Origin of the sequence: Streptacidiphilus sp. MAP12-20, from assembly GCF_041262525.1 — a bacterium.
GTDB lineage: Bacteria > Actinomycetota > Actinomycetes > Streptomycetales > Streptomycetaceae > Streptacidiphilus.
Map to the genome: position 1 here is coordinate 435,223 of NZ_JBGCCK010000002.1, position 26,165 is coordinate 461,387.

Consider the following 26,165-nt stretch of genomic DNA (forward strand, 5'->3'; position numbering starts at 1 on the left):
CTCCGGGGGCAGCGGAGCCGGGAGCGAAAGGCGCGCAGCCGACCTGGCCCCGCGCACGCTGAGGCCCGCCGTCCACTGCTTCCGAGGAACCTCGCCCAGCGGCGGGGCCGAAGCGCGAGAAGGCGAGTGGACCCTGCGCGAGCCGGACTCGGCCGCCCCCGGAACCCAGGCCGTGCCCAGCTCACCGCCGCGCGCAGCGCGTTTCGCGCCCGTGGCGGTCAGTGACCGCTGTCAGGGGTGCGGGGCCTGCCTGTTGACCTGCCCCACCCATGCCATCCGCCCGCACGGCAACCCGCTGCTGGTCCTCGCGGACCTCTGCACCGGCTGCCTCGAGTGCCTGGACGTCTGCCCGGTCGACGCGATCGACGTGCTCGACTCGATCGACACGTTCGGCGCGATCGGCCTCGTCGACCACCCACTGGAGCCCACCCCATGACTCGCCGTCAGGTCCATCCCATCGAGCAGGAGTCCTACCGAAGGCTGCGGGCCCGCGCCGACACCTCGCACCTGCCGCCGTTGACCCGCGCCGTCGCGGAGCGAATCGTGCACTCCAGCGCCGACCTCGCCTACCTCGACGACCTGGTGATCGCCGACGAGTCCGTGCTGCGCGCCGCCGCCGACGCGCTCGCCGCGGGCGCGCCGCTGGTCGCGGACGTGGAGATGGTCGCGGCCGGGATCACCAAGCGGCAGGCGCTCTGCCGGGTCCGCGAGGCCAAGGGCGACCCGGCCACCGGACTCACCCGCTCCGCCGCTGCCGTGCGGATGGCCCTGGACGAGGTCGGCCACGGCGCCGTCTGGGTGATCGGCTGCGCGCCGACCGCGCTGGAGGAGCTGCTGCTGCTCGACGCGCGCCCCGCGCTGGTGATCGGCCTGCCGGTCGGCTTCGTCGGCGCGGCCGAATCCAAGGCCGCGCTGCGCGCGTCGGGGCTGCCCGCCGTGAGCAACATCTCCGAGAAGGGCGGCTCCGCCGTCGCCGCAGCCGCCGCCAACGCCCTGCTCTACCCCGATCTTTACGAGACTGCCCCCGCTTCCCCCGAGGAGAACCTGTGACCTCCCCCGCCCTGCTGCTCGTCGGCCACGGAACCCGCGACGACGCCGGCGCGGAGGCCTTCCGCGACTTCGTCGAGTCCCTCAAGGCGCGGCTCCCCGAGGTGCCCGTCGGCGGCGGCTTCATCGAGCTCTCGCCTCCGCCGCTCGCCGACGCCGTCGCCGAGCTCGTCGGCCAGGGCGCGAAGCACTTCGCCGCCGTGCCGCTGGTGCTGGTCTCCGCCGGACACGCCAAAGGCGACATCCCCGCCGCGCTGGTGCGCGAGCGCGAGCGCCACGCGGGCACCAGCTTCCGCTACGGCCGCCCGCTCGGCCCGCACCCGTCGCTGCTCACCGTGCTGGAGCGACGACTTGACGAGGTCGTGACGCCGGAGGAGCGGGCCGACACCACCGTGCTGCTGGTCGGGCGCGGCTCGACCGACCCCGACGCGAACGCCGAAGTCGCCAAGGTGGCCCGGCTGTTCTGGGAGGGCCGCGGGCTCGCCGGCGTCGAGACGGCCTTCGTCTCGCTCGCCGCGCCGGACGTGCCGACGGGACTGACCCGCTGCCGCCTGCTCGGCGCCAAGCGGATCGTGGTGCTGCCGTACTTCCTGTTCACCGGCATCCTGCCGGACCGCGTCGAGGCGCAGACCAGCGAGTGGGCCGCCGTCCACCCGGAGCTGGTCGTGCGCCAGGCGGGTGTGCTCGGCGCGACCGAGGAGCTGGCCGAACTGGTGCTGGAGCGCTACCGCGAGACCCAGGCCGGGGATCTGCGGATGAACTGCGACACCTGCGTCTACCGGATCGCGATGCCGGGCTTCGAGGCCAAGGTCGGCGCCCCCCAGCGCCCGCACCACCACCCCGACGACCCCGCCCACGACGACGGTCACGGACACGGCCACGGCGACCACCACCACGGCCACCACTCTCCCAGCCATGCCCACTGACCCGGAGCTCGTGCGGCTGCGCCACCACGGCGACACCGAGGTCGGCGGTGGCCTGGCCGACCTGGCCGTCAACGTGCGCACCGGGACGCCTCCCGCCTGGCTGCGCCGCGTCCTCACGGACAGCGTGGCCGGCCTCGCCGCGTACCCTGACGGCGCGGCAGCCCGCGCGGCCGTCGCCGCCCGGCACGGCCGCCCACCCGACGAGGTGCTGCTGACCTCGGGCGCCGCAGAGGCTTTCGTGCTGCTCGCACGGGCCTTGACGCCCCGTCAGGCTCTGGTGGTGCACCCGCAGTTCACCGAGCCGGAGGCGGCGCTGCGCGATGCGGGCCACCCGGTGGCCCGGCACGTGCTGCGCGCGGAGGCGGGGTTCCGACTCGACCCTTCGGCGCTCCCCTCCGATGCCGATCTGGTCGTGGTCGGCAACCCCACCAACCCCACCTCCGTGCTCCACCCGGCCGATGCGGTGGCCTCGCTGGCCCGGCCGGGCCGGGTCCTCGTGGTCGACGAGGCCTTCGCCGACACTGTGCCCGGCGAGCGCGAGAGCCTCGCCGGACGTCGGGATGTGCCGGGCCTGGTCGTCCTGCGCAGCCTCACCAAGACCTGGGGTCTGGCTGGTCTGCGCATCGGCTACGTGCTGGCCGAGCCGCAGCTGATCGCCCGTCTGGAGGCCGCCCAGCCACTGTGGCCGGTCTCCTCCCCCGCGCTGGCGGCGGCGATCGCCTGCAGCACGCCCGACGCGCTCGCCGAGGCCGAGGCCGCGGCGAGGACGAACGCCGCCGACCGCGACCACCTGCTCTCGCGCCTGGCCTCGCTGCCGGGCGTCCGCGTTCACGGAACGCCCGCGGCCTCGTTCGTGCTGATCGAGTTGCACGGCGCGGACGCCGTCCGGCTCGATCTGCGCGAGGCCGGGTTCGCGGTCCGCCGCGGGGACACCTTTCCCGGCCTCGACACGAACTGGCTGCGGATCGCGGTCCGCGACCGGGCAACGACGGACGCCTTCTGCGCCGCCCTCGCCGAGGTGCTCACGCGGCGGGCGAGCGGCGGGCTCAGCCGCGACGGCGCCGCCGCGTCAGCATGACGGCTCCGGCGCCTGCGCCGACGAGAATCAGCGCGCCCCCGGCGATGACGGGGGTGGCGCTGCTGCTGCCGGTCATGGCGAGGTGAGTCGAACCCGAGCCGCCGGTCGTGCCGGTGTCCCCCGCCGTGGCCGGCGTGCTCGCCGTGACGGAGGCACTCGGGCTGACGGACCCGCCCCCCGAACCACCGGTCCCGCCACCGGCGGTACCCGACCCGCCGGTCCCGCCCGTGCCGCCCTGGATCGGCGTGCCGGTCGCGGTCGGCCCGCCACTGCCGCCGCTGCTACCGCTGCCGCCGCTGGAGCTGCCACTGGTGCCGGACGAGGACCCGTCGCCCTTGGTGCAGGAGACGTCCGCCAGCGTGATCTTCCCGGTCACCGCCGCGACGTTCAGGTTGAGCGGGTTCACCGTCACGTCCAGTTCCAGCGCGGTCGCCGCGGCGGTGCTGGACGTCGTGCTGTGCTTGGAGAGCCAGAGGTCGACCTCGCCGAGCCCCGGCACCGGTACCTTCGTCAGCCCCGCTGCGCTCAGGCTGACTCCGATGCCCAACACCTTGACCTGCCCCAGGAGTTCCGCCGAGGCCGTGGGCGCGCCGTTGACCGGGCAGTCGGCCTTGGCCGAGACCAGGTGCGCCCCGAGCAGCGTGGTGAACGGCAGGCCCGGCAGGTGCAGTTTCGCGTCGGTGAGCACGACCGAGGCGTGCGAACCGCTCGCGTCGACCGTTGCGTCCGTCTCACCGACCTGCGCCATCAGCAGGTTGACCGGCTGCCCGGCCTCGACCCCCGACACGACGGCCGTGAGGGCGGCGCCACTGCGGGAAGCGGGCGCGGTGATCTTGTTGAGCGTGACGTCGACCGGTACGTCGACCGATCCGTTGAGCAGCTTGACGTCCAGCCCGACCTCGGCGGTGGTGGCGGAGGCGGTCCCCGAGCCGCTCGTGGCGTGGGCGGGCTCGGCCACCCCCAGCAGCGAGACGGCGGCGAGCGCGCCGGAGAGCGCGAAGGGCATGGCGAAGCGACGACGGGAAGACACGGTGTAACCCCCACCTGGGAACGTACGTGCACGCGCAGCGCGTACGGGCAGTGCACGATCTCGGACGCCGCCAATTCTTGCGAACCGTCCGTCACGACGTCAGCACACGCAGTCAGTTCACTCGTAAGAGTGATACATCCTCAGAAACCCCAGGAGTCACCACGGGCGTTCGCTCACAGCCGGCGACTCGCCTCGCGCAGCCGCAGCGTGGCCCCGGTCAGCGCAGGAGCCGAGACGAAGGCCCACAGGGCGAGCGCTGCCGTGAGCCCGAGACCGATGTTCGCGCCGACCCCGGCGTGGTAGCCGGCCTCGGCCGGTCGAGTCTCGATATTGACGTACAGGACGATCTCAAGAACGAGCGTCAGACAGGCGACCACCCCGACGGTGCGCGCGCTGCTCGCACCCGCGTCCCCGTTCGCGGCGAGTGCCGTGGCGAGCAGCAAGGTAACCACCAGGAGTCCCAGCACCGCGAGAGCGATCCACTTCGTCGCCTGCTCGCCGACGGGACTCCTGTACAGGCCGGGCACGTCCCACAGGCCGAAGAAGCGCGTCTGCAGGCCGGACGAGGGGTACATGTAGTCCTCGGTCGTCGGCGTGGTGATCAGCCAGCTCATCGCGGTCGACGCAGCCGTCATGGCCACCAGCCCCAGACCCCACGCCGCGACCCGCAAGCGCACGCGCAAGTGGTGCTGCACCGCGTCGGTATGGCCGACCAGCGCCCTTCGCCACTCCGCCGACGCCTCGTCCGCCGACGAGCCCTTCCGATCCCCACGCTCAACCACTCTGCCGCGCCCCCGCCCAACTGCCCAAAGCTGGCCCCATGCGGGCACCCACGTGTCTCGCGACGGACCATAGCCCAAGTGACCGACAGCAGGCGGGTTCGGGGCGGATTCACGTGTCGGGCAGTCGGGCCGGGCGTTCGCGCTCATGGCCGGTGTCGAGCTTCGGCGCAGGCCCCTCGGGGCCGATTCTGGAGCGGTTGTGGGGTGACGCCGTACGACCCCGCTGAGCGGCTTCGCCGCTGGGAACCGAGCCGACAGCGCTTCAGCGCTGCCCGCTACGGCAGCCGCCAGTCCACCGGTTGGCCACCCTGCCCGACCAGCAGGTCGTTGGCGCGACTGAAGGGCCGAGAGCCGAAGAAGCCCCGGTCCGCCGACATCGGGCTCGGGTGCGCAGACTCGACGCAGGGCACCTGCCCCAGCAGCGGACGCAGGTTGCGCGCGTCACGGCCCCACAGGATCGCGACGAGCGGCGTGCCGCGCGAGACGAGCGCTCGGATGGCCTGGTCGGTGACGGCCTCCCAGCCCTTGTTCCGGTGCGCACCGGGGTTGCGCGGGGCGGTCGTCAGCACCCTGTTGAGCAGCAGCACGCCACGCTGGGTCCACGGAGTGAGGTCGCCGTTGGACGGGGCCGGCAGCTCCAGGTCGCGCTGGTACTCGGTGTAGATATTGACCAGGCTCCCCGGCAGCGGCCGCACCTCGGGCGCGACCGAGAACGAGAGGCCGACGGCGTGGCCCGGCGTCGGGTAGGGATCCTGCCCAACGATGAGCACCCGCACATCCGCCAGCGGCTGCTGGAACGCCCGCAGCACGTTCGCGCCGGCCGGCAGATAGCTGCGGCCGGCGGCGATCTCGCCACGCAGGAAGTCACCCATCGTCGCCACCTGCGACGCCACGGGCTCCAGGGCCGTGGCCCAGCCGGACTCGACGATCTCACTCAAAGGACGCGCTGCCATCCGGCAAGCTTAGGCCCTGCCTGAACCCACCCCGCGCCCAGGGACCGTGAGCCGAAGCCCCGGCTGACGCGACCTTGCGAACGCGGATCGCAGCGGGCCCCACCGGAATCCGAGACCCGTGGGTCCGGCCCCGGATGGACGATGAAGTCCCAGTCATGCTCCGGCGGTTCGAAGCACGTCGGGTGGTGCCCCGTCGCGCGCTACGACTCCGCGCGGGCGCGCGCCTGCCGCGCCAGGCCGTCCGCCGAGCAGGCTTCGGCCAGATCGGCCGCGCGGCGGAAGGCGGGGGCCGCGTCGCGGCCTGCCGAGGCGAGCGCGTCGGCCAGGTCGAAGACGGCGCGGGCGCGCTCGTAGGGCGCGGGTGCCCGATCCAGGATCCCGACGGCGGTCTCCAGCTCGGCGACGCGCTGCTCCGGGTCCACGGTGAGCTCCGCGGAGGCCCGCATCGCGACGCCGATCGCCGTCAGCGTCCCGTAGCGCTCGGCACGTTCCAGCTGGTCCGCGGCCAGTTCGCGGGCCCGTGTGAGATCGCCGAGGCCCGCGCAGGCGGCGGCCAGTGCGCGCTCCCAGCCGCACCAGCCAGGGTTGCGCATGCTGCGGCCGTCCAAACGTGCGCCCGCCTCGGACAGTTCGGCCTCGGCGTCGACGAAGGCGCCCTGCGTGAGCAGCAGCCCGCCGCGTACCGTCTGCGCGTCGGGGAAGACCACCGCGTTGGAGTAGGGGGCGTGGAACGTGTAGCGGTCCGCGAGCAGGTCGGCCTGGTCCAGCTCGCCCCGCGCGGTCAGCACCGCGATCAGCGTGCCGACCGCGTACCAGTGAGCAGGGGTGCCCTCCCCGACGCGGTTGGCGAGCTCGAGGCCGAGCCGCGCGCTGGCCTCGGCCGCCGCCAAGTCTCCGGTGCGGTAGTGGACATAGCCGAGGATGGTGTGCCCGAATGCAAGGTGCGCGCCGCGCCAGCCCGCCTCCTCGTACTCGGCGATGCCCTGGGCGAAGAGCTCCAGCGCGCGCTCGGGACGGTCGCCGTACATGTACGTCATCGCGACCAGGACCGGGACCTCGAAGCCCCATTCCGGGTGCGCCCAGCGCAGTTCACCGCTCAGCGCCAGGTCGCTGTAGTGCAGGGCGACGTTGACCGGCTCGCCGCGCACAGTGGCGTCCCAGGCCCGCAGGCCCAGGACGTAGCGGGCGGCCATGCTGCGATCGCCCTGATGGTCGAGGGATTCGGCCAGGTCCGCCAGCCGCTTGGAGCGCTCCTCCGAGCCCTCCTCCCAGGCGTCGAAGGCGCACCACATGAAGTTCCACACCTGCATCTTGAGCCGTACGGCCTCGTCGTCGGTGCGCAGCGCCTCGTCGGCCATGGTCATCGCGGCCTCGGCCAGGTTGTTGCTGTGCGCGAGCGACTGGGCGAGCCGGACGCTGATCTCCTCACGCAGCCGCTCCGGGATCACCGGCTGGCGCAGCGCCGTGCGCAGCTGCCCGGCGGTGGCCGCCGGGTCGTAGAGGAGGGTCGAGCAGCCGAGCTCGAAGAGCACCTCGGCCCGCTCGGCGACCGGCGGCGGCTCTGCCGCCGCCCGCGCCAGGCAGCGCTGCGCGGTCTCGGGCGCGCCCGACTGGAGGAACAAGCGTGCGGCTGCGCGCAATTGCTCGACGCGTCCGGCGTTCCCCTGCGGCGGCACCTCCAGCCAGTGGCGCGCGGCGATGACCGGGCTGCGTCCGGCCTCGAGCACGGACCAGGCGGCCCGGTCGTGCAGCTCCGTCCGGGTCTCCTCGGGAATGCTGTGATAGACGGAGGTCGCGATCAGCGGGTGGACGAACTCCAGGATCTGCCGACCCGTCAGGATACGGGAGGCGCGCAGCTTCTCCGCCGCGGCCTCGGCCTCCGCGGGGCGCAGCGAGGAGACCACGCCGGCGAGGTCGAGCGGCGTGGCGATGCCCAGCACGGCCACCGCGCGGGCGAGGCTGACCGGCCCGTGGCCGAGCCTCCGGAGACGCGCGATCATCCCGTGGCCGGTGTTCTCCGAGGCCAGCTCGCGCAGTTGCCCCCAGGAGGACTCGGCAGGCGCGATGCCGCGCTCCCGCGCCTCGGCGACCAGCTCCACGGTCTCGAACGGGTTGCCCCCGGTCACGGCCCAGATCTCGCGGGAGAAGCCGTCCTCGACGGCGGCGCTCCTGCCGTCCTGCTGGTACATCTCGCGGACGAGGGCGTCGACCGCCTCCGGGGTGAGCGCGGAGAGACCGAGCGGCCGGACGCCGTTGTCACCGGCCATGGCACGGAACGCGTCGGCCCAGTCCGGCAGTTCGTCCGGCCGGTAGGCGACGACGAGAAGGATCGGCAGCTCGGCGACGCGGGACGAGAAGGCGGCGAGCCAGGCCAGCGAGTCGGCGTCGGCCCAGTGCGCGTCGTCGACGATCAGGACGAGTGGTCCCCTGGACACGGCGAGATTGGTGACCACCCAGTCCAGCCCGTCGCGAACACCCTGCGCGTCGGGCGCGCCTCCGGTGGATGCCAGGCCGAGGGCCGCGCCGACGATCTCGTACCAGCCACCGAGGAGCAGGCGCCGGCCCTCCTCGCCCGCCTCCTCCAGCAGGGTGCGCAGCAGCCCGCGCACGACGTTGAACGCGGAGCCCTGCTCCTGCTCGCCGCCACGGCTGGCCAGCACGAGCAGCCCGGCGGCCTCGGCGTCTCTGCGCGCGGCGGCGAGCATGCTGGTCTTCCCGAGCCCGGCCGCGCCGGTCACCAGGAGCAGCCGGTCGTTCACCGCCTCGGCGCGCTCCCCCTCGGCCAACTCCGCGACAGCCGCGCGCAGGGCGGCCAGTTCGTTGTCCCGCTCCAGCAGCAGACGCACGCTGACCTCCGTGTTCCACGTTCCGCGTTCGAGCGTAGTACCCACAGCGATCCCGCGAGGGCGAGTTGCATTTCCAGGCACGCGGGTGCACCTGTGCGCAGACGACCAGTTGCACCTCCCCAGGGGCGCGAGGCTCTGCCGATTTGCGGCTCCGCCGCGTAGGCGCGACAGGTCACGACGGAGGGTCCGTGGCAACATCCAGGGGCGCGAGGAACTGCGCGACAAGCCACCCCGTGTGGTGAGTCCCCGAACGAGCAGGGCCGTCCGCACAGGGTGGTTATTCGCGCAGTTCCTCGCGCCCCTGAGGTGCTGCAACCTGAGGTGGTCGAGATCCTCAGACGGTCATCTGTCGGCCGTTCAGGATGATCGCCTGGGGGTCCAGCAGGACGCCCACGTCCTCCCGGGGGTCCTGCGCGTAGACGACCAGATCCGCCGGCGCGCCCTCGTCCAAGCCGGGACGGCCCAGCCACGACCGCGCGCCCCAGGTGGTCGCAGACAGCGCAGCGACGCGCGGGAGGCCCGCACGGACCAGCTCGGCGACCTCCTGGGCGACAAGCCCGTGGGGGAGCGAGCCGCCCGCGTCCGTGCCGGTGAAGATCGGGACGCCCGCCTCGTACGCGGCGGCCACCGTCGCGTAACGGCGGCCGTGAAGCGCGCGCATCGTCCCCGCGTACGCGGGGAACTTGGCCTCGCCCGCAGCCGCGTGCTCGGGGAAGTGGGCGATGTTGACCAGCGTCGGCACGATCGCCACGCCGCGCTCCGCGAAGAGCGGGATGGTGTCCTCGGTCAGGCCCGTCGCGTGCTCGACGCAGTCGATGCCCGCCTCGACCAGGTCGCGCAGGGCGTCCTCGCCGAAGACGTGCGCCGTCACCCGCGCGCCCTCCGCGTGCGCCGCCGCCATCGCCTGCTCCAGCGCCTCCCGGGGCCAGCAAGGCGCGAGGTCGCCGCGGTCGCGGTCGATCCAGTCGCCGACGAGCTTGACCCAGCCGTCCCCGCGCCGTGCCTCCGTGCGGACGTACGCCGCCAGCTCGTCGGGCTCGATCTCGTGCGCGTAGTTGCGGATGTAGCGCCGCGTCCGAGCGATATGACGTCCAGCGCGGACGACCTTCGGGAGGTCCTCACGCTCGTCCAGCCAGCGGGTGTCGGCCGCTGAGCCCGCGTCACGCAGCAGCAGCGCACCGGCCTCGCGATCGGCGAGGGCCTGCTTCTCGCTGGTCGCCTCGTCGACCGCGCCGTGCGCGTCCAGTCCCACGTGACAGTGCGCGTCGGTCAGGCCGGGCAGAGCCCAGCCCCGCACGGACTGCACCTCGGCCCCCGTGCCCGGCGCGGTGAAGCTGATGCGACCGTCGATCACCCACAGCTCGTCCCTGACATCCTCAGGGCCGACCAGAATCCGTCCGCTGACGTGCAGCACCGGCTGATCCATCGTCACTCCCCCTCCACAGCGGAGCCGTCCAGCATCCGCCCGCGCACGGCTCGGCGCATGTCGTCCAGACGGTCCGTCAGGCCGCGTCGCAGTGCCGCGCCCAGGTCGTCGCGGGACAGCTGACGCTCGCCGTGCCCCAGCGTCTCGGCCGTCGCGGCGAACAGCGGGAAGCCGCTCTGCGTCGTCAGCGTCCGCGCGATCGCCGGTCCGCGACGCTGCGCCACCGCCACGGCATCAGGGAAGAACCGTCCGGGCAGGCCGAGTTCGTCCAGCAGTTCGCGCTGCTCGGGCTGCCACAGGCCGTCGATCGACGCGGCCAGCAGGTAGTTGGAGAGGTCGCCGGCGAACACCGCCTCCCAGGCCGCCAGTTTCGTCTCGCGGGCCGGCAGCGCGGCCCGGCAGCGGGCCGCGCCCTCGGCGCTGGTCGCGCTCGGGTCGCGGTTCACCTCGGCGGCGATCTCGGCCTCCCCGACCGCGCCGAGCACGCACAGCCGCAGCAGCAGCTGCCAGCGCAGCGCCGGGTCCAGCTCGGGGCCGCCCGGGACGGCGCCCTCCTCCAGCCACTCGCCCAGCTCGGTCTGCTCGGCGGGGGTCGTCGCCGCGCCCAGCAGACCGCGCACGGCCACCAGTCGCAGGCCGGTCGCGGCCGCGTCCCCCTCGGTCCGGCGCAGCAGCGTGCGGCAGACCTCGACGATCACGGCCAGCGCCCAGGGGCGACGGTGCGGCGGCAGGTACTGGTCGGCGACGACGCCGCGCGCGAAGGCGAGCACGTCCTGGACCAGGTGCACGGAGTCCTCGCCCGGCAGGTGCGCGGCGACCAGTTCGAGGTAGGCGGAGCCGGGCAGTTCGCCGTCGCGCACCTGGTCCCGCGCGCTGTTCCAGAGCACGGCGCGAGCGAGCTCGTCCGGGATCCGGCCGAGGGACTCCCTGACGGCGGACCAGGACTTCTCGTCCAGCCGGATCTTGGCGAAGGCGAGGTCGGTGTCGTCCGGCACGAGCAGCTCCGCGCGGGGCTCTGGCAACGGCGTCGGCGTGCCGGGGACGAGCTCCAGCGCCTTGCGGTGCCGCAGCGTCAGTGCACCGCCCGGCAGCCGGTCGTAGCTGCCGATGGTGATCAGGTGCGGGCGCAGCTGTCCGTCGGCGGAGCTCTGCTGGAGCACGCCGTCGACGGGCTGAAGGGTGTCCAGGCCGGTGGTGCGCAGCCAGCGTTCGGCCCAGGCGTGCACGTCGCGCCCGCTCGCCCCGGCCAGGGCCTGGAGCAGGTCGTCCAGGGTGGCATTGCCGAAGGCGTGCGCCTCGAAGTGGCGGTTCACGCCCTCGAAGAAGGCTTCGTCGCCGAGCCAGGCGACCAGCTGTCGCAGGGCGGCGGCACCCTTGGCATAGGAGATGCCGTCGAAGTTCTGCAGCGCGTCGGCGGTGTCGGCGACGCCCTCCGGGGCGACGGGGTGGGTCGACGGGCGCTGGTCTGCGTCACGGCCCCACGCCTTGGTGCCGGCGAAGGAGGTCCACGCGCCCGCGAAGCGGGTCGACTCGGCGACGACGCGGAAGCCCATGTACTCAGCGAACGACTCGTTCAGCCAGAGGTCCTCCCACCAGCGCATGGTGACCAGGTCGCCGAACCACATGTGGGCCATCTCGTGCGCGACGATCATCGCCCGGTGCTCGCGCTCGGTCTCGGGGACGGCGGAGCGGAACAGCAGGGTGTCGCGGAAGGTGACGCAGCCCGGGTTCTCCATCGCGCCGACGTTGAACTCCGGGACGAAGCACTGGTCGTAGCCGCCGAACGGATACCGCTGACGGAACAGCCCGTGGTAGGCGTCGAAGCACTGCCGGGTGACGGTGAGCAGCTCGTCCGCGTCCGCGTCGAGGTAGGGCGCGAGGGAGCGGCGGCAGTGCAGACCGAGCGGAATCCCGTCGTGCTCGGACAGCACCGAGTGCAGCGGCCCGGCGACGACGCAGACCAGGTAGCTGCTGATCGCGGCGGTCGGCGCGAAGCGCGTCCGCACGGCGTCGCCGTCCGGGCCGTCGACGTGCTCCCGCTCGCCGGTGCTGTTGGCGACGACGGTCCACTCGGCGGGCGCGGTGACGGTGACCTGGTAGGGCGCCTTGAGGTCGGGCTGGTCGAAGGAGGCGAAGACGCGCGGGCCGTCGTCGAGGAACGCCTGGGTGTACACGTAGACCTCGCCGTCGGCGGGGTCTACGTAGCGGTGCATGCCCTCGCCGGTCCGCGAGTACGCCATGTCGGCGTCGACCAGCAGCTCGTTGTCGGCGGCGAGCGCCTCCAGCGGGAACCGGCCGTCGTCCAGCGCGTCGGGGTCGAGCTCCCGGCCGTTGAGCACGACGCGGTGCAGCGTCGCGGCCTTGACGTCCACGAAGGTGCCCGCGCCGGGCGTCCGGCAACCGAAGTTGATCACGGTCACCGACCGGAACACCTCGGCCCCGACGGTCAGATCCAGTTCGACGGAGACGCAGCGGACGTCGAGCAGCCGCCGGCGAACCTCGGCTTCGGCGCGGGTGAGGGCAAACATGGAGATCATGCTATGCGCTCCACCCCTGCCGGGACCCACAGGGCGTCCGCACGCCGCGGTTACACCTCCAGGGGCGCGACGGCTTCGCCGCGTGGGCGCGACACTTCACGACGAAGGGCCAGTTGCAACCTCCAGGGGCGCGGGACTCTGCCGATCTGCGGCTCCGCGGCGTGGCGCGACACGTCACGACGAAGGGCCAGTTGCAACCTCCAGGGGCGCGGGGAACTGCGCGACAAGCCACCCACGGAGCTGGCAGGCCGAACGATCAGGGCCATCCGCACGGGGTGGTTTCTCGCGCAGTTCCCCGCGCCCCCAGCGTGCTGCAACTACCTCGTATGCGTCACAGGCGCGGCTGCAACGCCTGCGGGACGCTCTGGAAGGCCACCGGACGGAGCCAGCGCTCGACCGCCGCGCCGCCGACCGAGGTGCCGGAGGAGGTCGCGGCCGGGTACGGGCCGCCATGCTGCATCGCGTCCGCGACGGCGACCCCCGTCGGCCAGCCGCCGAAGAGGACGCGTCCGGCGAAGGCGGCGAGGGCAGCGAGCCACGCCGGGGCCTGCGGGTCGTCGGCGGGCGTGTGCAGGGTCGCGGTGAGGCAGCCGTCCATCCGGCCGAGCACCGCCGCCGCTTCGTCCGCGTCGGCGTAGCGGACCAGGACCGTCCCGGGGCCGAAGCATTCCTCCAGCAGCAGCTCGTGGGAGTCGCGCAGGGCGGCCTCCGCCGTCACGCTCAGCACGCCTGGCAGGACGGCGAGCGGCGCCTCCGCCGACGCCGCAGGCCCTGCGGGGGCGAGGGCCTGCACGTCCGTCAGCGCGGCCCGCGCGGCGAAGCCGTCCAGGAAGGCCTCCCGCATCCGCGCGTCGAGCAGCACCCCGGCCGGGACCTGCGCCGTCGCGTCGGCGACCGCCTTCGCACACGCGTCCCCCACCGAGCCCGCCGGCAGCAGGACCAGGCCCGGCTTCGTGCAGAACTGTCCCATCCCGAGCGTGAACGAGCCGACCAGTCCCGCTGCCAGCTGCTCCACCGCGCCGGGCTCGGCCAGCGCGGCCGGGGTGACCAGCACGGGGTTCACGCTGCCCAGTTCGCCGTGAATTGGGATCGGCCGCGGGCGGGCGGCCGCCAGGTCGAACAGCGCGCGACCGCCGCGCGGCGAGCCGGTGAAGCCGACGCCTGCCAGCAGCGGATGGCGGACCAGCTCGGGGCCCGCCGCGAAGCCGTGCACCAGGCCGATCGTTCCCTCGGGCAGACCGACCTCGACCGCTGCCGCACGCAGAGCCGCCGCGGCCAGCTCGGACGTCTCAGGGTGGTCCGGGTGCGCCTTGACCACGACCGGGCAGCCGGCCGCCAGCGCGCTCGCGGTGTCGCCGCCGGGGACGCTGAACGCGAACGGGAAGTTGCTCGCCGCGAAGACCCCGACGACGCCGAGCGGCAGCTGCACCCGGTACAGCTCGGGGCGGGGCGGGGTCAGGCCCGGGTCGGCGGTGTCGGTGCGGATGTCGAGGAAGCCGCCTGCGTCGGCGGCGCGGTCGACCAGGTCGGCGAAGTAGCGCAGCTGGTAGACGGTGCGCGCGAGTTCGCCGGTGAGGCGGGCTGTTCCGAGCCGGGTCTCCGCGTCGGCGGCGGCGACCAGCGACTCGCCTCCGGCGTGCAGGCGCGCGGCGGCGGCGCGAAGGAGCGCGGACCGGCGCGCACGATCGGCGAGCGCCGGCAGCGCGGCGTGCGCGGCGCGGACGGCGGCGTCGACCGCCGCCGGGTCGGCTGCGACAGCGACGGGTGCGTCCCCGCGCCGCTCGCCCGTTCGCGGATCGAGACTCCAGACCGACTCGGCGCCCATGGCGCGCCCTCCCTGCTGCTCAGCGAAACCCATCACTGCAATGTCACATGATTCTACCGCGCCGACGAGCCCGATGGCGGCCCCGGGGAGCTGTCAGTCCCTCCGGCTAGACCGGACGCACACGCTACGCCGGGCCCGACCAGGCCCACCAGCATCCGGGGGTGGCCATGAACGCCGACACTCCAACTCCTCCCATCACCCACCGCTATCTCTCCCTCGCCGGGCTGCGCCATCGCGGCTGGACACCGAGCATGGTGGCCAAGCTGCTGGGCGCGCCCGACAAGACCGTCCGCAACCCGCACTTCCACGGCGCCGCGCCCTCCCGCCTCTACGCCGTCGCACGCGTCGAGGCCGCCGAGGCGACGGACGCCTTCGCCGCGCTCGCCTCCGCCGCCTCCCGGCGGGCCTCCTGTTCCCGTGCCGCCGCCGAGCGACGTCGGCGGGCAGTGCTGGCCGAGGTCGCGGGCCTGTGCATCCGAGTCCCGAGACTCGCTCCCGACTGCCTCACCTCTCGCGCGGTCGCGCACCGCAACCACCGTGACGCGCAACGCGCCTGTCGCCGCGTCGAGCACCGGCCCGCCCCGGCGAGCGTCGACGCCGCGGAGCCCGGCGCGCTGCGCCGCTGGCAGGTCAACTACCTGCGGCACGCCCTCACCGACTACGACGCGGTGCTCGACGGACTGGCGGGCACGGCCGGCCGGGCCGAGGCGGAGCTGCTACTGCGCCGCCGCGTCTACGAGGCAATCGGTGCGGCGTACCCGCACCTCGCGGCGGAGTGCCGCAGGCAACTCAACGAGCGTCAACCTCCTCCGTCCGCAGCCCACAGCGGTTACCGTGTGGGCGAGGCCGGTCCCGCCGGCCCGTCCGACCTGTCCGCCGGGTCGGAGCCGTCCGAGCCGCCCGAGCCGCGAGATCAGCACCGCCCCTGGAGGCCCACGTGACCGAAGTCCTCAGCTCCGGCGGCAACGTCCCGCTGGGCGCCCTCCGGGTCACCGTGGAGGTCGCCGCGCCGCGCGCGCTGGACGTCTCCGCGCTGCTGCTCGCTGCCTCGGGCAAGGTCCGCTCGGACGCGGACCTGGTCTTCTTCAACGCGCCCGAGGGCCCCGGCGTCCGCTGGACGCCGGGCGGTGGCATCACCGTGGACATGAGTGCCGTCCCCGCGGACGTCGACAAGGTCGTCGTCACGGCCAGCCTGGACGACGCGGCCGCGACCTTCGCGGGTACGGAGCCGACGGCGACGGTGCGCGACGCGACGTCAGGCGAGGCGCTGGCCACGTTCACCCCCGCGCGGCTCGGCGTCGAGACGGCCCTGGTCGTGGTGGAGCTGTACCGACGCGGCGGCGCATGGAAGCTGCGCGCGGTCGGGCAGGGCTACGCGAACGGACTCGCGGGGATCGCGACGGACTTCGGCGTCGTCGTCGACGACCCCGGCCCGGCCGCCGCCCCCACCGTTGCCGCTGCCGCTCCGGCTCCGATATCCCCGCCGGTGGCCCCGGTCTGGGAGCCGGTCCCGGCGCCGATCGCACCGCCGGCCGCCCCAGCGCCCACTCCCCCTGCCCCTGCCCCTGCCACCACGCGGGTCACCCTCGACAAGGGCCGCGTCTCGCTCACCAAGGGCAGCTCGGTCTCCCTGATCAAGGACGGCAAGCCCTTCCTCGCCTCGGTGCGGATGGGCCTCGGCTGGGAGCCCGCCCGGCATGCCCGCAGCATCGACCTGGACGCCTCCGTCGTCGCCTACGACAACCAGCGCGGCGAGTTGGAGAAGGTCTGGTTCAGCCACCTCAGCGGCTTCAACGGCGCGATCCAGCACGCCGGTGACAGCCTGACCGGCGAGGGCAGCGGCGACGACGAGACCATCACCGTGCATCTGCAGGGGCTCCCGCCGCAGGTCACGGGGCTGGTCTTCACCGTGAACTCCTACAGCGGCCAGAAGTTCACCGAGGTCAGGAACGCCTACTGCCGCCTGGTGGACGCGACGACCAACACCGAGCTGGTCCGCTTCGACCTCACCAACGCCGAGCCGCGCACCGGCGTGCTGATGTGCAAGTTGGTACGGATGCTCACCGGCGAGTGGGTGATGACGGCGCTGGGCGTCTACGCCGACGGCAAGACGGTCAAGGAAATGGTCAGGATCGGCGCCGCCTCCCTCTGACCCACCGCAGCAGACAGACGGACGGACCGGCGGCCGTCAGTCGCTCCGGTGCGTCCACAGCTCGGTCGGGATACCGAGACCACGCAACCACCCGTGGACGCCCGGCACGATCTCCTCGCTCCGGCGCACCAGCGCGTCCAGCAACTCTCTCCCGGACACCGCCCCGACCACCCGCATCAACTCCGGCACGTCCGCCGCTCGGACGGTGACGACGTACTCGTACTCGGGCAGCCCCGGCCGCAGATCCTGCCCCTCGAAGACGAGGTCGCCGTCCGCGCGCAGGCCGACGGTGAGGTAACGATGCGGCAGTTCCGGCGATCGCAGCCGTGCGGTCTCCACGTAGGTCTCGTTCTCCACCCGACCGATCCGACCACTCCCGCCGAGCGGTGGCAAGCACAATTTCGCAGGCCCCGGGCCCCGCAGCCGACCGGCAGGCACGCTGTCAGTGAGGGCAGCTAGATTCGAAGCATGCTGAACCTGGACACGGTCACCGTGCTCTCCCGCGCCGACCTGGCGAACGCCCGCATTCGGGCCCTCCTCGCCGGCGCGGCGGGCCGTGGCCTCGACGCGGACGAGCGCCGGCTCTATGCACGGCTCGTGGACGAGTACCTGCACGCCAAACAACGCGAGCGCCTGCCCGCCGAGATAGCCGCTGCGGCCTGACGAGGCGTCGCCCGATCGTCGCCCACTCGAACGGTTTTGACGCAGAGTCAAGCCTCGGACAGGAATTCCGGCGCGGCCCACGCGCCGTCGTCGACCGCGAGCCACGGCGCGACCGCAACGGTGGTGGGCGTCACCCCGGCGAACGCCATGACATCCCGATGGAGATGGGACCGGTCGGCGTAGCCGATCTCCGCCGCCACCAGTGCGGCGCTGTGCCTTGGTGATCTGGATCAAAGACCTCACCGGAACGGAGTGGGGATTGTGCGCCATCAGGCGAGGGCGGCGGCCAGCAGGGCGAAGGCGGCGATGATTACGGCGACGCGGACGTAGTGGTAGCGGTCCCAGCGGCTCATCTGCTCCTTCCAGTCCTCGGGCCGGTTCTCGGGAGTCCACGTCTTGCCCTGGTTGTTGATCGGGACGAGCAGCAGGATCGACATGATCACGCTGAGGATGAGCAGTGCGGCGGCGGTGACAACCAGGCTGGTGCCGTGGTTGTGCCATCCGGCGACGGCCCAGACCGCGACGAGGACGAGCGAAGTGCTGTACCAGACCGGCATCACGGCGCCGAGCATCCGGCCTCCGTGGGCGCGGCCAATCAGGCCGTTGTCGCCGGGGAGGGCGTTGAGGATTCGGTTGATGACGAAGGCGACGGAGAACTCCACCCCCACCATCACGCCGACGACCACGGTGGTGAACACCTCAAGTGCGTTGAGCATGATGACCCCTCCAGGGATCTAGCGTCACTAGCTGATGAGGCAACGCTAGTACTGCTGCCGCTCGCTTGTCTAGCGGTGCTAGGATCGATTCATGTCGGTACAGGAACGCAAGGAACGCGAACGGGCGGCCCGCGAACGCCTCATCTTGGCGACGGCCCGCGAACTCGCCGAGCAACAGGGCTGGGACGCGGTCACCACCCGCCGACTCAGCGAGCGCATCGAATACAGCCAGCCCGTCCTCTACAGCCACTTCCGCGGCAAGCGGGAGATCATCGGCGCCGTCGCCCTCGAAGGCGCCACCGAGATGGCCGCGGCGCTGCGGGCCGCGACCTCCGCCGCGGACGGTCCGCGCGCCCGGGTCACCGCCCTCGCCCGCGCCTACCTCGACTTCGCCGCACGCAACCCGGCGGTCTACGACGCCATGTTCCAGCTCGACGGCGGCCTGGCCTTCGCGAACGAGGACACCCCGCAACCCCTGAAGGACGGCTTCGCCGCCCTGCTGGAAAGCCTCGGCGAGGTCGCCGGGGACGGCGTCCACCCGGGACTGTTCACCGAGGTGTTCTGGGCGGCCCTGCACGGACTGGCCACCCTGACCCGAGCGGGACGGCTGCCGCCGGAGGACACCGAACCGAGGGTGGAGCTGCTGGTAGACCGACTCGCCATGGTCTGACACACCATCCCGGCGGGCACGCAGCCGGGGCCCTCGGGCCCCGCCGCTGCCTGCCTACGGCATCGCTTCCGGTTCCACGGCACGGTCACAGCCGCTGCCGTCCGGCCCTGGCAGCTCGAATGAAGTCGCCGGAAGCAGCCTAGAGCGTCTCGACCCAGCGCAGGTGGCCCTCGACCACCGCGAGGGTGCGGTCGTCCCCGTCGGGGCCACGCAGGCGCAGTGCCGCGCCGATGCGGTCGCGGCGCGAGGCCGCGGGCCGAAGATCGGGGTCGGGGCCGTCCTCGACGCAGAGCCACCACAGCGGGCCGGCCGTGCCGACCGCAGCGATCGCCGCGTCGAACGCGGCCCGCCGATCCAGCGACACGTGCATGCGGGTCGCAGAGTGGTAGACCACCCGCGGCTCGCCCGGCGGTAGTTCCGCCGCCAGCGCGGGCAGCACGTCGACGGCGTCGCCGCGCAGCACCTGCGGCGGGTCCGCGGCGACCACGGCGAGCGCCGCGGCCAGCAGCCTGCGCTGGTCCAGGTTCTCCGGCCACACCAGAGCCTCAAGCCAGCGGCGGTCCGCCTCCGCCCGCACGTCGACCGGGTTCAGGTCGACGCCGTGGACACTGGCCAGCGCGGGCAGCGCGTCCAGGTCGGGGAGGGTGTCCGGGCCGTGCAGCGAGGCGACCAGCTGCACCGGGGAGGCCGGGTCGCCGTAGCGGCGGCTGCCGAGGGTGTAGCCGTAGCGGTCGAAGCGCAGGTTCAGTCCGGCGCTGGTGCCGACCTCGATCAGGTGGACCGGCGCGTCGGTGTGCTGGGCGATCTCGGCCAGCCCGATGCGCAGGCCGAGGGCCCGCTGCACCTGGTTGGTCTGCACGAGCCGGGTGCTGATCAGCCCGGTCAGCTCGGTTTCATGACGCAGGCAGAAGTCCAGCAGCGCAGGCCCGGCCGCCTCGTCCGGGGTGAGCGCGTCAGGGCCCGCCACCGAGGGGTAGTAGCGGGCAAGTTGATGCTCCGCGCCCGCCAGCAGCAGCTGGTGCACCGCGCCGAAGAACAGGAAGGTCGGGTACTGCCCGGCCCGGCCTCGCGCGGCCAAGGCGAGCAGTTGCTCCTCGGCGGCGACAGTGCGGCTGAGCGCGCGGTAGAGCGGCGAGGAGGTGAACTCGTCCGGCTCGGCGAACGCCTCCCGGGTGAAGTTGATGATCGTCTCGGTCATGACCGGAACCTAGCCCCCATCCGGGCTGCCGCGCACCAGCGCCTGTTCGGCGGACCAGTGCACAAGCGATCTCCCCCCTTGCAGCCGACCCCACCAGACGTCCCCGGAGTGACCCTGGAGGATCCGCCGGTCAGGCCCTGGCTGCGGCGATCGCTGGGCAGCGACAGGGGGTCCGCTCCCGCCGTCCGCGCCGCCCGTGTGATCTTGTCGGTGGCAGGTCGTGGGTCGCAGGGTAAGCCCCGGCGGGCACGGGGGCACACGCCGGGGCAGACTGGCCGCTCATGCCAGGTTGCCGAGGGTACAGGCGCAGCTACAGCCCCGGAAGCACTTGGCTTGCACCCCTCGCAGTGGTTCCGGCAGACGCAGTTCGGTGCAGACGGGGCCGTGGCCGCGCGCCGGGAGGCGGGGCCACGCAGGGGCCGGCCGTAACCGGTGCAGCGCACGAGCTGATCGGCGTCGGGCTCGACGCCGAGGCCCGGCAGCAGCGGAGTGTCGGTCACGGGGACGGCGTAGATCACCCAGCCCCGCCAGCCAGGTCGTTCCGGATGCCACTCCGCCTCTGCTGGCGCAGGCTGGACACGAACGGCCTCGGTTGGAGGTGGACGCAATGCAGACGATCGTCGGCTGGCACATTGAGGTGGAATTCGAAGAGGTCGACAAGAAGACCCGTGCTGCCGCGCTGCTCAGGCTTCCGGATGGCACGGAGTTGCGTGCCCACGGGCATGCGACGCGGCATCCAAGTGACCCGGATCAGCAGCGGGTCGGTGAGGAGCTGGCTGCGGCTCGTGTCCTCAACGCGCTTGCCCGCGGGTTGATGGAGAAGGCTGGGGCAGAGCTCGCAGCGGTCAAGGCCTGACCAGGCGTGCTGGACTGCCACCTCGAGGACTGACTCCCATCACGACCCGCCCTCCGTCGGGAGCGGACATCACAGCGCGAGGCACGGCCAGCCGTCGGCCTCGCAGGTGATGCACATGTACGGCCGCGACCGGTTCGTCGTCGGGCACCTCGATGTACCAGGTGCGCCCCGTCGGCCCGATCACCGTCTCGTGGTGGTGGTCGTACTCCGGTTCCCCGGATGTTCATGTGCCAGCGTGCTCGGCGAGGAGTTCGCGGGCCTTCACCACCCAACGCCGCACGGTGACCGGCTGGTGTAGCTCGATGTGGTCCGCGTCCGCCTCGGCGTTCACCACGCTGTTGGGCCAGTCCGCCGGATAGCCTCCGTCGCGGTGAACGCGCCGATTGTCCGACTCGGCGCCGGGCAGCGGGTGTGCGCCGCCCACGGCAGAGTGGCCGCCGGGTCGGTGCTTCGCCTTCCACTCGCCCGGCTACGCCGCGCGGCCCACACGCATGCCCGCGTCCGGGTGCGCAGACGCCCAGCCCGGCGCAGCATGAGCCCATGACCACGCCCGCCCCGACCGACATCCCCGTGTACGTCTCTGCCTACAACCCGCAGGACCGCGACCGTCAGGTCCGCATCGTCCGACACGACGGCGCGACCATCACCGAGCCCTGCTCCAGCCAGAACCAACTCGAAGCCCTCGTCCAGCAGCACCGGCCAGGCACCGACCTCAACGACCCCGCACAGGTCCACTGGGCCGACCACCCCGGCGAATGGTCCGGCATCTGACCCGCGCACCGGCCGGTCGGCGTGCACCGTGGCGGCAGGGCTCTGGATGCTTTGGGCTGCAAGACGCCGCCGCCGGGGCCGCCAGGCCCTCCAGCGCCCGCAGGTCGTCGGCGAGACGTCCCCCGTCACCCAGGACTCGTCTTCACGCTCGTGACCACCCACAGACGACTGCGGTGACTCCTGCAGTCCGCCGACCGTGCGGGGCTGCGCGAGCGAGTGGAGATCCTGTTGGATAGCGGCGTGAGCTCGGCTCAGGCTGGCCGGGAACTCGACGGCGTCAGGTACGCGCTGCGCCTCGCCCAAGGGTGAGCGCCAGAAGGGGGCTCACGGTGGCCGAGGATCTGTCCAAGGTGGCGGACTTCCTGTTCGAGACCGGCACGCTCAAGAATGCCCGCCGTACCGGCTGGTGGATGGCCGGCGTCCGCGACCCGGAGAGCATCGCCGAGCACTCGTGGCGCACATCGCTCCTGGCATCGGTCATTGCGCAGTTGGAGGGCGCGGACCCGGCGCGTGCCGCGCTGATGGCGGTGTGGCACGACTCGCAGGAGTCGCGGACCGGGGACGTGAACCATCTGGGGAAGAAGTACATGGGCCAGGAGGTCGACGCAGTGAGTGTGACCGCGGACCAGGTGGCGGGCATGCCCGAGGGTCTGGCGAAGGCGATCCAGGACGTCGTCGGCGAGTATGAGGCGAGGGAGACGCCGGAGGCGGTCTGCGCGCGGGACGCGGACAAGCTCGAGTGTCTGCTGCAGGGAATCGAGTACCGGGCGCAAGGCTACGAGCACGCGCAAAGGTGGATCGACAACAGCCGCGGCCGGCTCACGACGGAGACCGCGAAGAACTTGGCGGACGAGCTGATCGGCCGCGGTTCCCTCGGTTGGCTGAGGACCGTGATGGGCGAGAGCTGAGCCGGGTGCCTTTCGCCTTGGGGAAGCCGACACCGCGACCGCGTAGCTCCAGGATGCGGCAGCGGAGGGCGTCGCTGATCCTGAGGCTATGAGCAACCTTGAGACGGTTCGAACCATCACGGCGAGCACGTCCCGAGGCGGCGGTGTCACAGTGCAGATCTGGGAAGCCGAGTTGGACGAGGCTGGAATCGGCAGTCGCAGGGAGATCGCTACGCGCTCCGCTTCGACGTGGGAAGAGCTGGCTGCGCTGGGCGCGGAGTACAGCGTCCCTGAGGGCCATTGGCAGGTCGATGACGACGCGATGGAGACCCTCGGCCCTGAGGCGGCCCTGGACGATACCGACTGATCGGCATGGCCCTACCCGGTTCCCCGGCGCGGGGCCTTCTGGTGATTGCGGCGGTCAGCCGGCGTCGGCCCGGCGGCGCATGTACGTGGCGGAGGGATAGTCGGCGACAAGGACCAGGACCTCGTCGCCGTCGCCGTCGCCCAGCAGGGTGTCGTACTGCGGGTCAGCTGGGGAGGTGCCGGTCACGACGTAGCTGGCGTCTTGGTCGTCGTCGGGTCCGCGGTGGGTGAGCTCCTTCGGGATGGCGATCCGGACCGGGGTGTCGTTGGGAACGCTGGCGAGGGCTTGCCGGAGTTGGCCGACGGTCCATTCGGGCACGGTGTGCTCGTAGGGCTCGTAGTCGCCGAGGTTCGTCACTCGCGGAGCCTATCGGCTGTCCTCTACCTGACTGGATGTAGTTCCCACCTCGCGCATCCGAGATCATGCGGTGTCTGTCCGCCGAGTCCGTGGCAGCGCGGGCACAGTGGCCGGTCTCCGGTGGTGCTGGGCTGGTGGCCCCAACCGTGGCACATCGGGCAAAGGTCGCGGTCGGGGCGGGGCAGGTGCACGTCATGACCTGGCAGCGAGCCGGCGCCCCGACGGTTGCGGTCAGTGGCTTTCGCGGAGGGTGGCGTAGGCGGCGGCCTGCCCGACGCAGTCCATCTTCCCGGCGCTGGCAGGGATGGACTGGTCGAGGTGCTGGATCACCGAGTATTCGGTTTCGTCCTTGACGTTGTTCTTCTGCAGGTCGGCTTGGGTGGCGAAGACGATCCCGGCGACCTTGTCGAGGTCTTGGGTGCACTTGGCTGCGAGGTGCTGGAGTGCGGCCTGGTAGTCGGTGACGGGCTGGCTGTCGCCGTCGAGGTCGGCGAGTTTCTGTGCAGCACTGGGGGCAGCGGTGGTGGTGTCTGCGGCGGGTGGGGCTTGGTCGCTGCTGGTGGGTGTGGAGGGCAGTGCGCAGCCGGCGAGCGCGAGCAGTACGGCGGGGGCGAGGGTGAGGGTTCGACGCATGCCCGGACTGTGCCACCGGCACGGGCGTGATCGTGCGGGAGTTGCCGGGATGTGACGCGGCGTTCGAGGGACGTCTCCAAGGTCATCCTCTCGCGTCTCAACGGGCAGGTCACAGCACTGAGATCCGTGGTCCGTCTCACGGTGTCCTGGGACGCCGGTTGCAGATTGCGGCGGTCAGACAGGCCGAGCAGAGTTCGGGCTGCGCCCCGCGCCGCCGATCTCCGGAACGCCGAGGCGCAGCCACCGCAGTCCAACACAGGGAACTCTCACCGTGAACAAGAAGCGCATCGCCCAGCTCCTCGGCGTCACCGCCTCCATCACCACACTCATGCTGGCCACCCCCGGCAGCGCCTACGCCGACGGGATCGACATCGGCTGGCACTCCCGCGCTACCGGGCACTGTCTCTTCTGGGCCCGCAACGCGGACGGTACCTTCGACCTTTCCAACGACGCCATCTGCTGGGGCACTCCGGACCAGGGTGGAGGGTGGGACGACTCGCAGAACAACGTTTCGGCGCAGACAGGCGCCTACTGGACGGAGAAGCCACACGGCTCCAACGGCACCGTGTGCCTCGCGTCAAATGGGCAGGGGCAGGCATACCTGGAGAACTGTTTGCAGCCCGCCAACTGGAACGAGCAGTGGGAGGAGCAGTGGGTCGGCAATGGTTACAACCTCGTGAACCGCTGGTCCCACTGGTGCCTTGACGGCAACGGCAGCGGGCAGATGTACACCAACCCGTGCCAGAGCGGCAACAACTACCAGGTCTGGTACTGAGCGCAACCGGCTGACCCGTGCGATGCCCGTCTTCCTGCTTGGGAGGGCGGGCTTCCGCTTGTTCTCGCGCGTCACTCGTCGTGCGACTGGCGGCCAATCGTCAGGCGCTGAAGGCGGTGTACGCGGCCGAGCTGCTGATCTTCAACATCCCGGCTGCCTCGCTCACTGACTTGTCAGCGACGAGCGTCCGTAGCGTCTGGGTCTCGGCTGGGATGGTGTTGCTCCAGTACAGGAGCGTGACCATCAGGGACGGGACGAGCGCGGGGACGAAGCCGTAGCCGAAGAACAGGTACGTCAACCCCATGCTGCCGAAGACGTTCGTCGCCTTCACGGCCAGCCACTCGTTGAACAGCGCCATGCGGCCCACTGTCCGGCCTCCCATCCAGTGACGATCTTCTTCCTGAACGACAACCGGGCGCTCCTGGTGGCTCCCAACCACTGGGGGCACGTCTCCGTGCGCATCACGTTCGGAGGAACCGCGAACCTCGGCACTTGGCACATCAGGCCGTACATCGAGATGGACGAACTGCTCAACAAGCTGGGCGGCTTTGACGGCAACTACCTCACCGAGCCGCGACCCATGTACAACGCGAGACTCACCGTCTGACGTCAGCGGGCACCACGCAGTCAGTAGGCGGCGCGCGGCCCGGTTATCGACAGCGTCGCGCCGCCGTCGAGGGAGCTGGGGCAGCCGGCCGCTGTGGCGGTGGGCAGTTGGTAGCCACTCGGCAGGGGCTGGCACACCGTCTCGCCGAGGGCGTGCGGGTTGACGGTGCTCGTGGTGAAGGTGACCGCCACCTTGGTGTAGCCCGCGACGGTTAATGGATCTCTACGCACACTCTGCGGAGGCATAGTTGATCTCCATGGCCCACCACTCGAATAGACCACCTGCGCACGACTGCGGTGAAGCCGGATCCGGCTTCACCGCAGCTCAGTTGCCGTGACCTCAGTTCTTCGTCGCCAGCGCGCGCAGGAAGAAGGCCAGGTTGGCGGGGCGCTCCGCGAGGCGGCGCATGAAGTAGCCGTACCACTCGGTGCCGTAGGGCAGGTAGACGCGCATCGTCGCGCCCTCGGCGACCAGGCGCTCCTGCTCCTCCGGGCGGATTCCGTAGAGCATCTGGTACTCGAAGGAGTCCGCCTTGCGATCGTTGGCCGCGGCCAGCTCGCCCGCGATGCGGATGAGGCGCGGGTCGTGGGAGGCCACCATGGGGTAGCCCTCGCCCGCCATCAGCACCTTGAGGCAGCGGACGTAGGCCAGGTCGACGTCCGACTTCTTCTGGAACGCCACCGAGGCCGGCTCCTGGTACGCGCCCTTGCACAGGCGGACGCGGCTGCCCGGGCCGCTGAACTCGGCGCAGTCGGACTCCGTGCGGTGCAGGTAGGCCTGCAGGACGACGCCCAGCCACGGGAAGTCGGCGCGCAGCGCCTTCGCGATCGCCAGCGTGGAGTCCGTCGTGGTGTGGTCCTCCATGTCGAGAGTCACCGTCGTGCCCACGGCCGCCGCGGCCGCGCAGATGCGGCGGGCGTTCTCGAGGGCGACCTTCTCGCCTTCCTCGGGCAGGAACTGGCCCACCCCCGAGAGCTTGACCGAGACCTCGGCGCGGTCCGCCAGGCCGGTCTCGCCGAGCGCCGCCAGCAGGTGCTCGTAGGCCTCCGCCGTGGCCGCTGCC

The 26,165-nt window shown here is 72.1% G+C and carries 31 protein-coding genes; 14 read left to right on the forward strand and 17 right to left on the reverse strand.

The window, feature by feature from the left end:
- Positions 1 to 211 precede the first annotated feature (211 nt).
- Genes ABIA32_RS04185 through cobC form a run of 4 tightly spaced genes read left to right on the forward strand, consistent with a single transcriptional unit; the run spans position 212 to position 3,051 of the window.
- The gene (locus ABIA32_RS04185) at positions 212 to 436 is read left to right on the forward strand and encodes a DUF362 domain-containing protein (RefSeq protein WP_370092463.1); all 225 of its coding nucleotides are present in this window, start codon (positions 212 to 214) and stop codon (positions 434 to 436) included.
- A complete protein-coding gene (locus ABIA32_RS04190) occupies positions 433 to 1,050 on the forward strand; it encodes a precorrin-8X methylmutase (protein WP_370092408.1) in 618 nt (205 codons plus the stop codon). Before ABIA32_RS04185 ends, ABIA32_RS04190 begins: the two co-directional genes overlap by 4 nt.
- On the forward strand, positions 1,047 to 1,973 hold the full coding sequence (locus tag ABIA32_RS04195; protein WP_370092409.1) for a sirohydrochlorin chelatase: 927 nt from the start codon (positions 1,047 to 1,049) through the stop codon (positions 1,971 to 1,973). Before ABIA32_RS04190 ends, ABIA32_RS04195 begins: the two co-directional genes overlap by 4 nt.
- On the forward strand, positions 1,963 to 3,051 hold the full coding sequence (gene cobC, locus ABIA32_RS04200; protein ID WP_370092410.1) for an Rv2231c family pyridoxal phosphate-dependent protein CobC: 1,089 nt from the start codon (positions 1,963 to 1,965) through the stop codon (positions 3,049 to 3,051). The genes ABIA32_RS04195 and cobC overlap by 11 nt, the downstream gene beginning before the upstream one ends.
- On the opposite strand, the gene ABIA32_RS04205 is transcribed toward cobC, so the two are convergent.
- From ABIA32_RS04205 to ABIA32_RS04235, 7 genes are all read right to left on the reverse strand, one after another.
- Complete coding sequence (locus ABIA32_RS04205) at positions 3,020 to 4,081, reverse strand: SCO1860 family LAETG-anchored protein (RefSeq protein WP_370092411.1); 1,062 nt, start codon at positions 4,079 to 4,081, stop codon at positions 3,020 to 3,022. The two genes, cobC and ABIA32_RS04205, sit on opposite strands and share 32 nt — an antisense overlap.
- A 173-nt stretch (positions 4,082 to 4,254) precedes the next feature.
- On the reverse strand, positions 4,255 to 4,863 hold the full coding sequence (locus ABIA32_RS04210) for a hypothetical protein (protein WP_370092412.1): 609 nt from the start codon (positions 4,861 to 4,863) through the stop codon (positions 4,255 to 4,257).
- A gap of 275 nt (positions 4,864 to 5,138) precedes the next feature.
- Positions 5,139 to 5,816 carry a uracil-DNA glycosylase gene (locus ABIA32_RS04215; protein ID WP_370092413.1) on the reverse strand — a complete coding sequence of 226 codons (678 nt, stop codon included), beginning with the start codon at positions 5,814 to 5,816 and terminating at the stop codon, positions 5,139 to 5,141.
- Positions 5,817 to 6,016: 200 nt separating this feature from the next.
- Positions 6,017 to 8,662, reverse strand: coding sequence for an AAA family ATPase (locus tag ABIA32_RS04220; RefSeq protein ID WP_370092414.1), 2,646 nt, complete (start codon positions 8,660 to 8,662; stop codon positions 6,017 to 6,019).
- Between the two features lie 334 nt (positions 8,663 to 8,996).
- Positions 8,997 to 10,088 carry an amidohydrolase family protein gene (locus ABIA32_RS04225; RefSeq protein ID WP_370092415.1) on the reverse strand — a complete coding sequence of 364 codons (1,092 nt, stop codon included), beginning with the start codon at positions 10,086 to 10,088 and terminating at the stop codon, positions 8,997 to 8,999.
- Positions 10,089 to 10,090: 2 nt separating this feature from the next.
- On the reverse strand, positions 10,091 to 12,625 hold the full coding sequence (gene pepN / locus ABIA32_RS04230) for an aminopeptidase N (RefSeq protein WP_370092417.1): 2,535 nt from the start codon (positions 12,623 to 12,625) through the stop codon (positions 10,091 to 10,093).
- Positions 12,626 to 12,956: 331 nt separating this feature from the next.
- The gene (locus ABIA32_RS04235) at positions 12,957 to 14,450 is read right to left on the reverse strand and encodes an aldehyde dehydrogenase family protein (RefSeq protein WP_370092418.1); all 1,494 of its coding nucleotides are present in this window, start codon (positions 14,448 to 14,450) and stop codon (positions 12,957 to 12,959) included.
- Between the two features lie 167 nt (positions 14,451 to 14,617).
- Here ABIA32_RS04235 and ABIA32_RS04240 point away from each other — a divergent pair, with 167 nt between their 5' ends.
- Positions 14,618 to 15,391, forward strand: coding sequence for a hypothetical protein (locus ABIA32_RS04240; RefSeq protein ID WP_370092419.1), 774 nt, complete (start codon positions 14,618 to 14,620; stop codon positions 15,389 to 15,391).
- A complete protein-coding gene (locus ABIA32_RS04245) occupies positions 15,388 to 16,602 on the forward strand; it encodes a TerD family protein (protein WP_370092420.1) in 1,215 nt (404 codons plus the stop codon). The genes ABIA32_RS04240 and ABIA32_RS04245 overlap by 4 nt, the downstream gene beginning before the upstream one ends.
- A gap of 36 nt (positions 16,603 to 16,638) precedes the next feature.
- Here the strand turns inward: ABIA32_RS04245 and ABIA32_RS04250 are convergent, their stop codons facing one another.
- Positions 16,639 to 16,959, reverse strand: coding sequence for a hypothetical protein (locus tag ABIA32_RS04250; RefSeq protein WP_370092421.1), 321 nt, complete (start codon positions 16,957 to 16,959; stop codon positions 16,639 to 16,641).
- A gap of 111 nt (positions 16,960 to 17,070) precedes the next feature.
- Between ABIA32_RS04250 and ABIA32_RS04255 the strand changes: the two genes are divergently transcribed.
- Positions 17,071 to 17,265 (forward strand): hypothetical protein, encoded by a 195-nt coding sequence (locus tag ABIA32_RS04255; protein WP_370092422.1) that lies wholly within the window; start codon positions 17,071 to 17,073, stop codon positions 17,263 to 17,265.
- A 47-nt stretch (positions 17,266 to 17,312) separates the two neighbouring features.
- Here the strand turns inward: ABIA32_RS04255 and ABIA32_RS04260 are convergent, their stop codons facing one another.
- Both ABIA32_RS04260 and ABIA32_RS04265 read right to left on the reverse strand, forming a co-directional pair.
- Positions 17,313 to 17,465 (reverse strand): hypothetical protein, encoded by a 153-nt coding sequence (locus tag ABIA32_RS04260; protein WP_370092423.1) that lies wholly within the window; start codon positions 17,463 to 17,465, stop codon positions 17,313 to 17,315.
- 69 nt (positions 17,466 to 17,534) lie between these two features.
- A complete protein-coding gene (locus ABIA32_RS04265; RefSeq protein WP_370092424.1) occupies positions 17,535 to 17,981 on the reverse strand; it encodes a DUF1772 domain-containing protein in 447 nt (148 codons plus the stop codon).
- A gap of 91 nt (positions 17,982 to 18,072) precedes the next feature.
- Here ABIA32_RS04265 and ABIA32_RS04270 point away from each other — a divergent pair, with 91 nt between their 5' ends.
- Entirely contained in the window at positions 18,073 to 18,651 is a 579-nt protein-coding gene (locus ABIA32_RS04270; protein WP_370092425.1) for a TetR/AcrR family transcriptional regulator, read from the forward strand.
- A 139-nt stretch (positions 18,652 to 18,790) separates the two neighbouring features.
- Here the strand turns inward: ABIA32_RS04270 and ABIA32_RS04275 are convergent, their stop codons facing one another.
- Positions 18,791 to 19,849, reverse strand: a complete 1,059-nt coding sequence (locus ABIA32_RS04275) for a DUF2332 domain-containing protein (RefSeq protein WP_370092426.1) — start codon at positions 19,847 to 19,849, stop codon at positions 18,791 to 18,793.
- A 607-nt stretch (positions 19,850 to 20,456) separates the two neighbouring features.
- On the opposite strand from ABIA32_RS04275, the gene ABIA32_RS04280 reads away from it, so the two are divergent.
- Positions 20,457 to 20,705: a DUF1876 domain-containing protein gene (locus ABIA32_RS04280; RefSeq protein WP_370092427.1), complete on the forward strand. Its 249-nt coding sequence runs from the start codon at positions 20,457 to 20,459 to the stop codon at positions 20,703 to 20,705.
- A gap of 223 nt (positions 20,706 to 20,928) precedes the next feature.
- Here the strand turns inward: ABIA32_RS04280 and ABIA32_RS04285 are convergent, their stop codons facing one another.
- Positions 20,929 to 21,129 (reverse strand): hypothetical protein, encoded by a 201-nt coding sequence (locus ABIA32_RS04285; RefSeq protein ID WP_370092428.1) that lies wholly within the window; start codon positions 21,127 to 21,129, stop codon positions 20,929 to 20,931.
- Between the two features lie 116 nt (positions 21,130 to 21,245).
- Between ABIA32_RS04285 and ABIA32_RS04290 the strand changes: the two genes are divergently transcribed.
- The 3 genes from ABIA32_RS04290 to ABIA32_RS04300 all read left to right on the forward strand — a co-directional run bounded on the left by ABIA32_RS04290 (position 21,246) and on the right by ABIA32_RS04300 (position 22,730).
- Positions 21,246 to 21,476, forward strand: a complete 231-nt coding sequence (locus ABIA32_RS04290; protein ID WP_370092429.1) for a hypothetical protein — start codon at positions 21,246 to 21,248, stop codon at positions 21,474 to 21,476.
- 329 nt (positions 21,477 to 21,805) lie between these two features.
- Positions 21,806 to 22,384, forward strand: coding sequence for an HD family hydrolase (locus ABIA32_RS04295; RefSeq protein ID WP_370092430.1), 579 nt, complete (start codon positions 21,806 to 21,808; stop codon positions 22,382 to 22,384).
- Between the two features lie 88 nt (positions 22,385 to 22,472).
- Positions 22,473 to 22,730, forward strand: coding sequence for a hypothetical protein (locus ABIA32_RS04300; protein WP_370092431.1), 258 nt, complete (start codon positions 22,473 to 22,475; stop codon positions 22,728 to 22,730).
- A 54-nt stretch (positions 22,731 to 22,784) separates the two neighbouring features.
- On the opposite strand, the gene ABIA32_RS04305 is transcribed toward ABIA32_RS04300, so the two are convergent.
- A complete protein-coding gene (locus ABIA32_RS04305; protein WP_370092433.1) occupies positions 22,785 to 23,087 on the reverse strand; it encodes a DUF6225 family protein in 303 nt (100 codons plus the stop codon).
- Positions 23,088 to 23,318: 231 nt separating this feature from the next.
- On the reverse strand, positions 23,319 to 23,720 hold the full coding sequence (locus tag ABIA32_RS04310) for a hypothetical protein (RefSeq protein WP_370092434.1): 402 nt from the start codon (positions 23,718 to 23,720) through the stop codon (positions 23,319 to 23,321).
- 271 nt (positions 23,721 to 23,991) lie between these two features.
- Between ABIA32_RS04310 and ABIA32_RS04315 the strand changes: the two genes are divergently transcribed.
- Positions 23,992 to 24,495: a hypothetical protein gene (locus tag ABIA32_RS04315; RefSeq protein WP_370092435.1), complete on the forward strand. Its 504-nt coding sequence runs from the start codon at positions 23,992 to 23,994 to the stop codon at positions 24,493 to 24,495.
- Positions 24,496 to 24,595: 100 nt separating this feature from the next.
- Here the strand turns inward: ABIA32_RS04315 and ABIA32_RS04320 are convergent, their stop codons facing one another.
- Positions 24,596 to 24,853 carry a hypothetical protein gene (locus tag ABIA32_RS04320; RefSeq protein WP_370092436.1) on the reverse strand — a complete coding sequence of 86 codons (258 nt, stop codon included), beginning with the start codon at positions 24,851 to 24,853 and terminating at the stop codon, positions 24,596 to 24,598.
- A gap of 27 nt (positions 24,854 to 24,880) precedes the next feature.
- Here ABIA32_RS04320 and ABIA32_RS04325 point away from each other — a divergent pair, with 27 nt between their 5' ends.
- Positions 24,881 to 25,102 (forward strand): hypothetical protein, encoded by a 222-nt coding sequence (locus ABIA32_RS04325; RefSeq protein ID WP_370092437.1) that lies wholly within the window; start codon positions 24,881 to 24,883, stop codon positions 25,100 to 25,102.
- Positions 25,103 to 25,122: 20 nt separating this feature from the next.
- Here ABIA32_RS04325 and ABIA32_RS04330 read toward each other — a convergent pair whose 3' ends face one another.
- Together ABIA32_RS04330 and ABIA32_RS04335 are read right to left on the reverse strand one after the other, a co-directional pair.
- Positions 25,123 to 25,293 carry a hypothetical protein gene (locus ABIA32_RS04330; protein ID WP_370092438.1) on the reverse strand — a complete coding sequence of 57 codons (171 nt, stop codon included), beginning with the start codon at positions 25,291 to 25,293 and terminating at the stop codon, positions 25,123 to 25,125.
- A 148-nt stretch (positions 25,294 to 25,441) separates the two neighbouring features.
- The coding region (locus ABIA32_RS04335) for a proline dehydrogenase family protein (RefSeq protein ID WP_370092439.1) at positions 25,442 to 26,165 on the reverse strand (724 nt) is incomplete at its 5' end.

Coding starts and splice junctions, on each gene's coding strand:
- ABIA32_RS04190 (WP_370092408.1), top strand. CDS start 433: ATGACTCGCCGTCAGGTCCATCCCATCGAGCAGGAGTCCTACCGAAGG.
- cobC (WP_370092410.1), top strand. CDS start 1,963: ATGCCCACTGACCCGGAGCTCGTGCGGCTGCGCCACCACGGCGACACC.
- ABIA32_RS04215 (WP_370092413.1), bottom strand. CDS start 5,816: ATGGCAGCGCGTCCTTTGAGTGAGATCGTCGAGTCCGGCTGGGCCACG.
- ABIA32_RS04225 (WP_370092415.1), bottom strand. CDS start 10,088: ATGGATCAGCCGGTGCTGCACGTCAGCGGACGGATTCTGGTCGGCCCT.
- pepN (WP_370092417.1), bottom strand. CDS start 12,625: ATGATCTCCATGTTTGCCCTCACCCGCGCCGAAGCCGAGGTTCGCCGG.
- ABIA32_RS04235 (WP_370092418.1), bottom strand. CDS start 14,450: ATGGGCGCCGAGTCGGTCTGGAGTCTCGATCCGCGAACGGGCGAGCGG.
- ABIA32_RS04240 (WP_370092419.1), top strand. CDS start 14,618: ATGAACGCCGACACTCCAACTCCTCCCATCACCCACCGCTATCTCTCC.
- ABIA32_RS04255 (WP_370092422.1), top strand. CDS start 17,071: ATGCTGAACCTGGACACGGTCACCGTGCTCTCCCGCGCCGACCTGGCG.
- ABIA32_RS04265 (WP_370092424.1), bottom strand. CDS start 17,981: ATGCTCAACGCACTTGAGGTGTTCACCACCGTGGTCGTCGGCGTGATG.
- ABIA32_RS04270 (WP_370092425.1), top strand. CDS start 18,073: ATGTCGGTACAGGAACGCAAGGAACGCGAACGGGCGGCCCGCGAACGC.
- ABIA32_RS04275 (WP_370092426.1), bottom strand. CDS start 19,849: ATGACCGAGACGATCATCAACTTCACCCGGGAGGCGTTCGCCGAGCCG.
- ABIA32_RS04280 (WP_370092427.1), top strand. CDS start 20,457: ATGCAGACGATCGTCGGCTGGCACATTGAGGTGGAATTCGAAGAGGTC.
- ABIA32_RS04290 (WP_370092429.1), top strand. CDS start 21,246: ATGACCACGCCCGCCCCGACCGACATCCCCGTGTACGTCTCTGCCTAC.
- ABIA32_RS04300 (WP_370092431.1), top strand. CDS start 22,473: ATGAGCAACCTTGAGACGGTTCGAACCATCACGGCGAGCACGTCCCGA.
- ABIA32_RS04310 (WP_370092434.1), bottom strand. CDS start 23,720: ATGCGTCGAACCCTCACCCTCGCCCCCGCCGTACTGCTCGCGCTCGCC.
- ABIA32_RS04320 (WP_370092436.1), bottom strand. CDS start 24,853: ATGGCGCTGTTCAACGAGTGGCTGGCCGTGAAGGCGACGAACGTCTTC.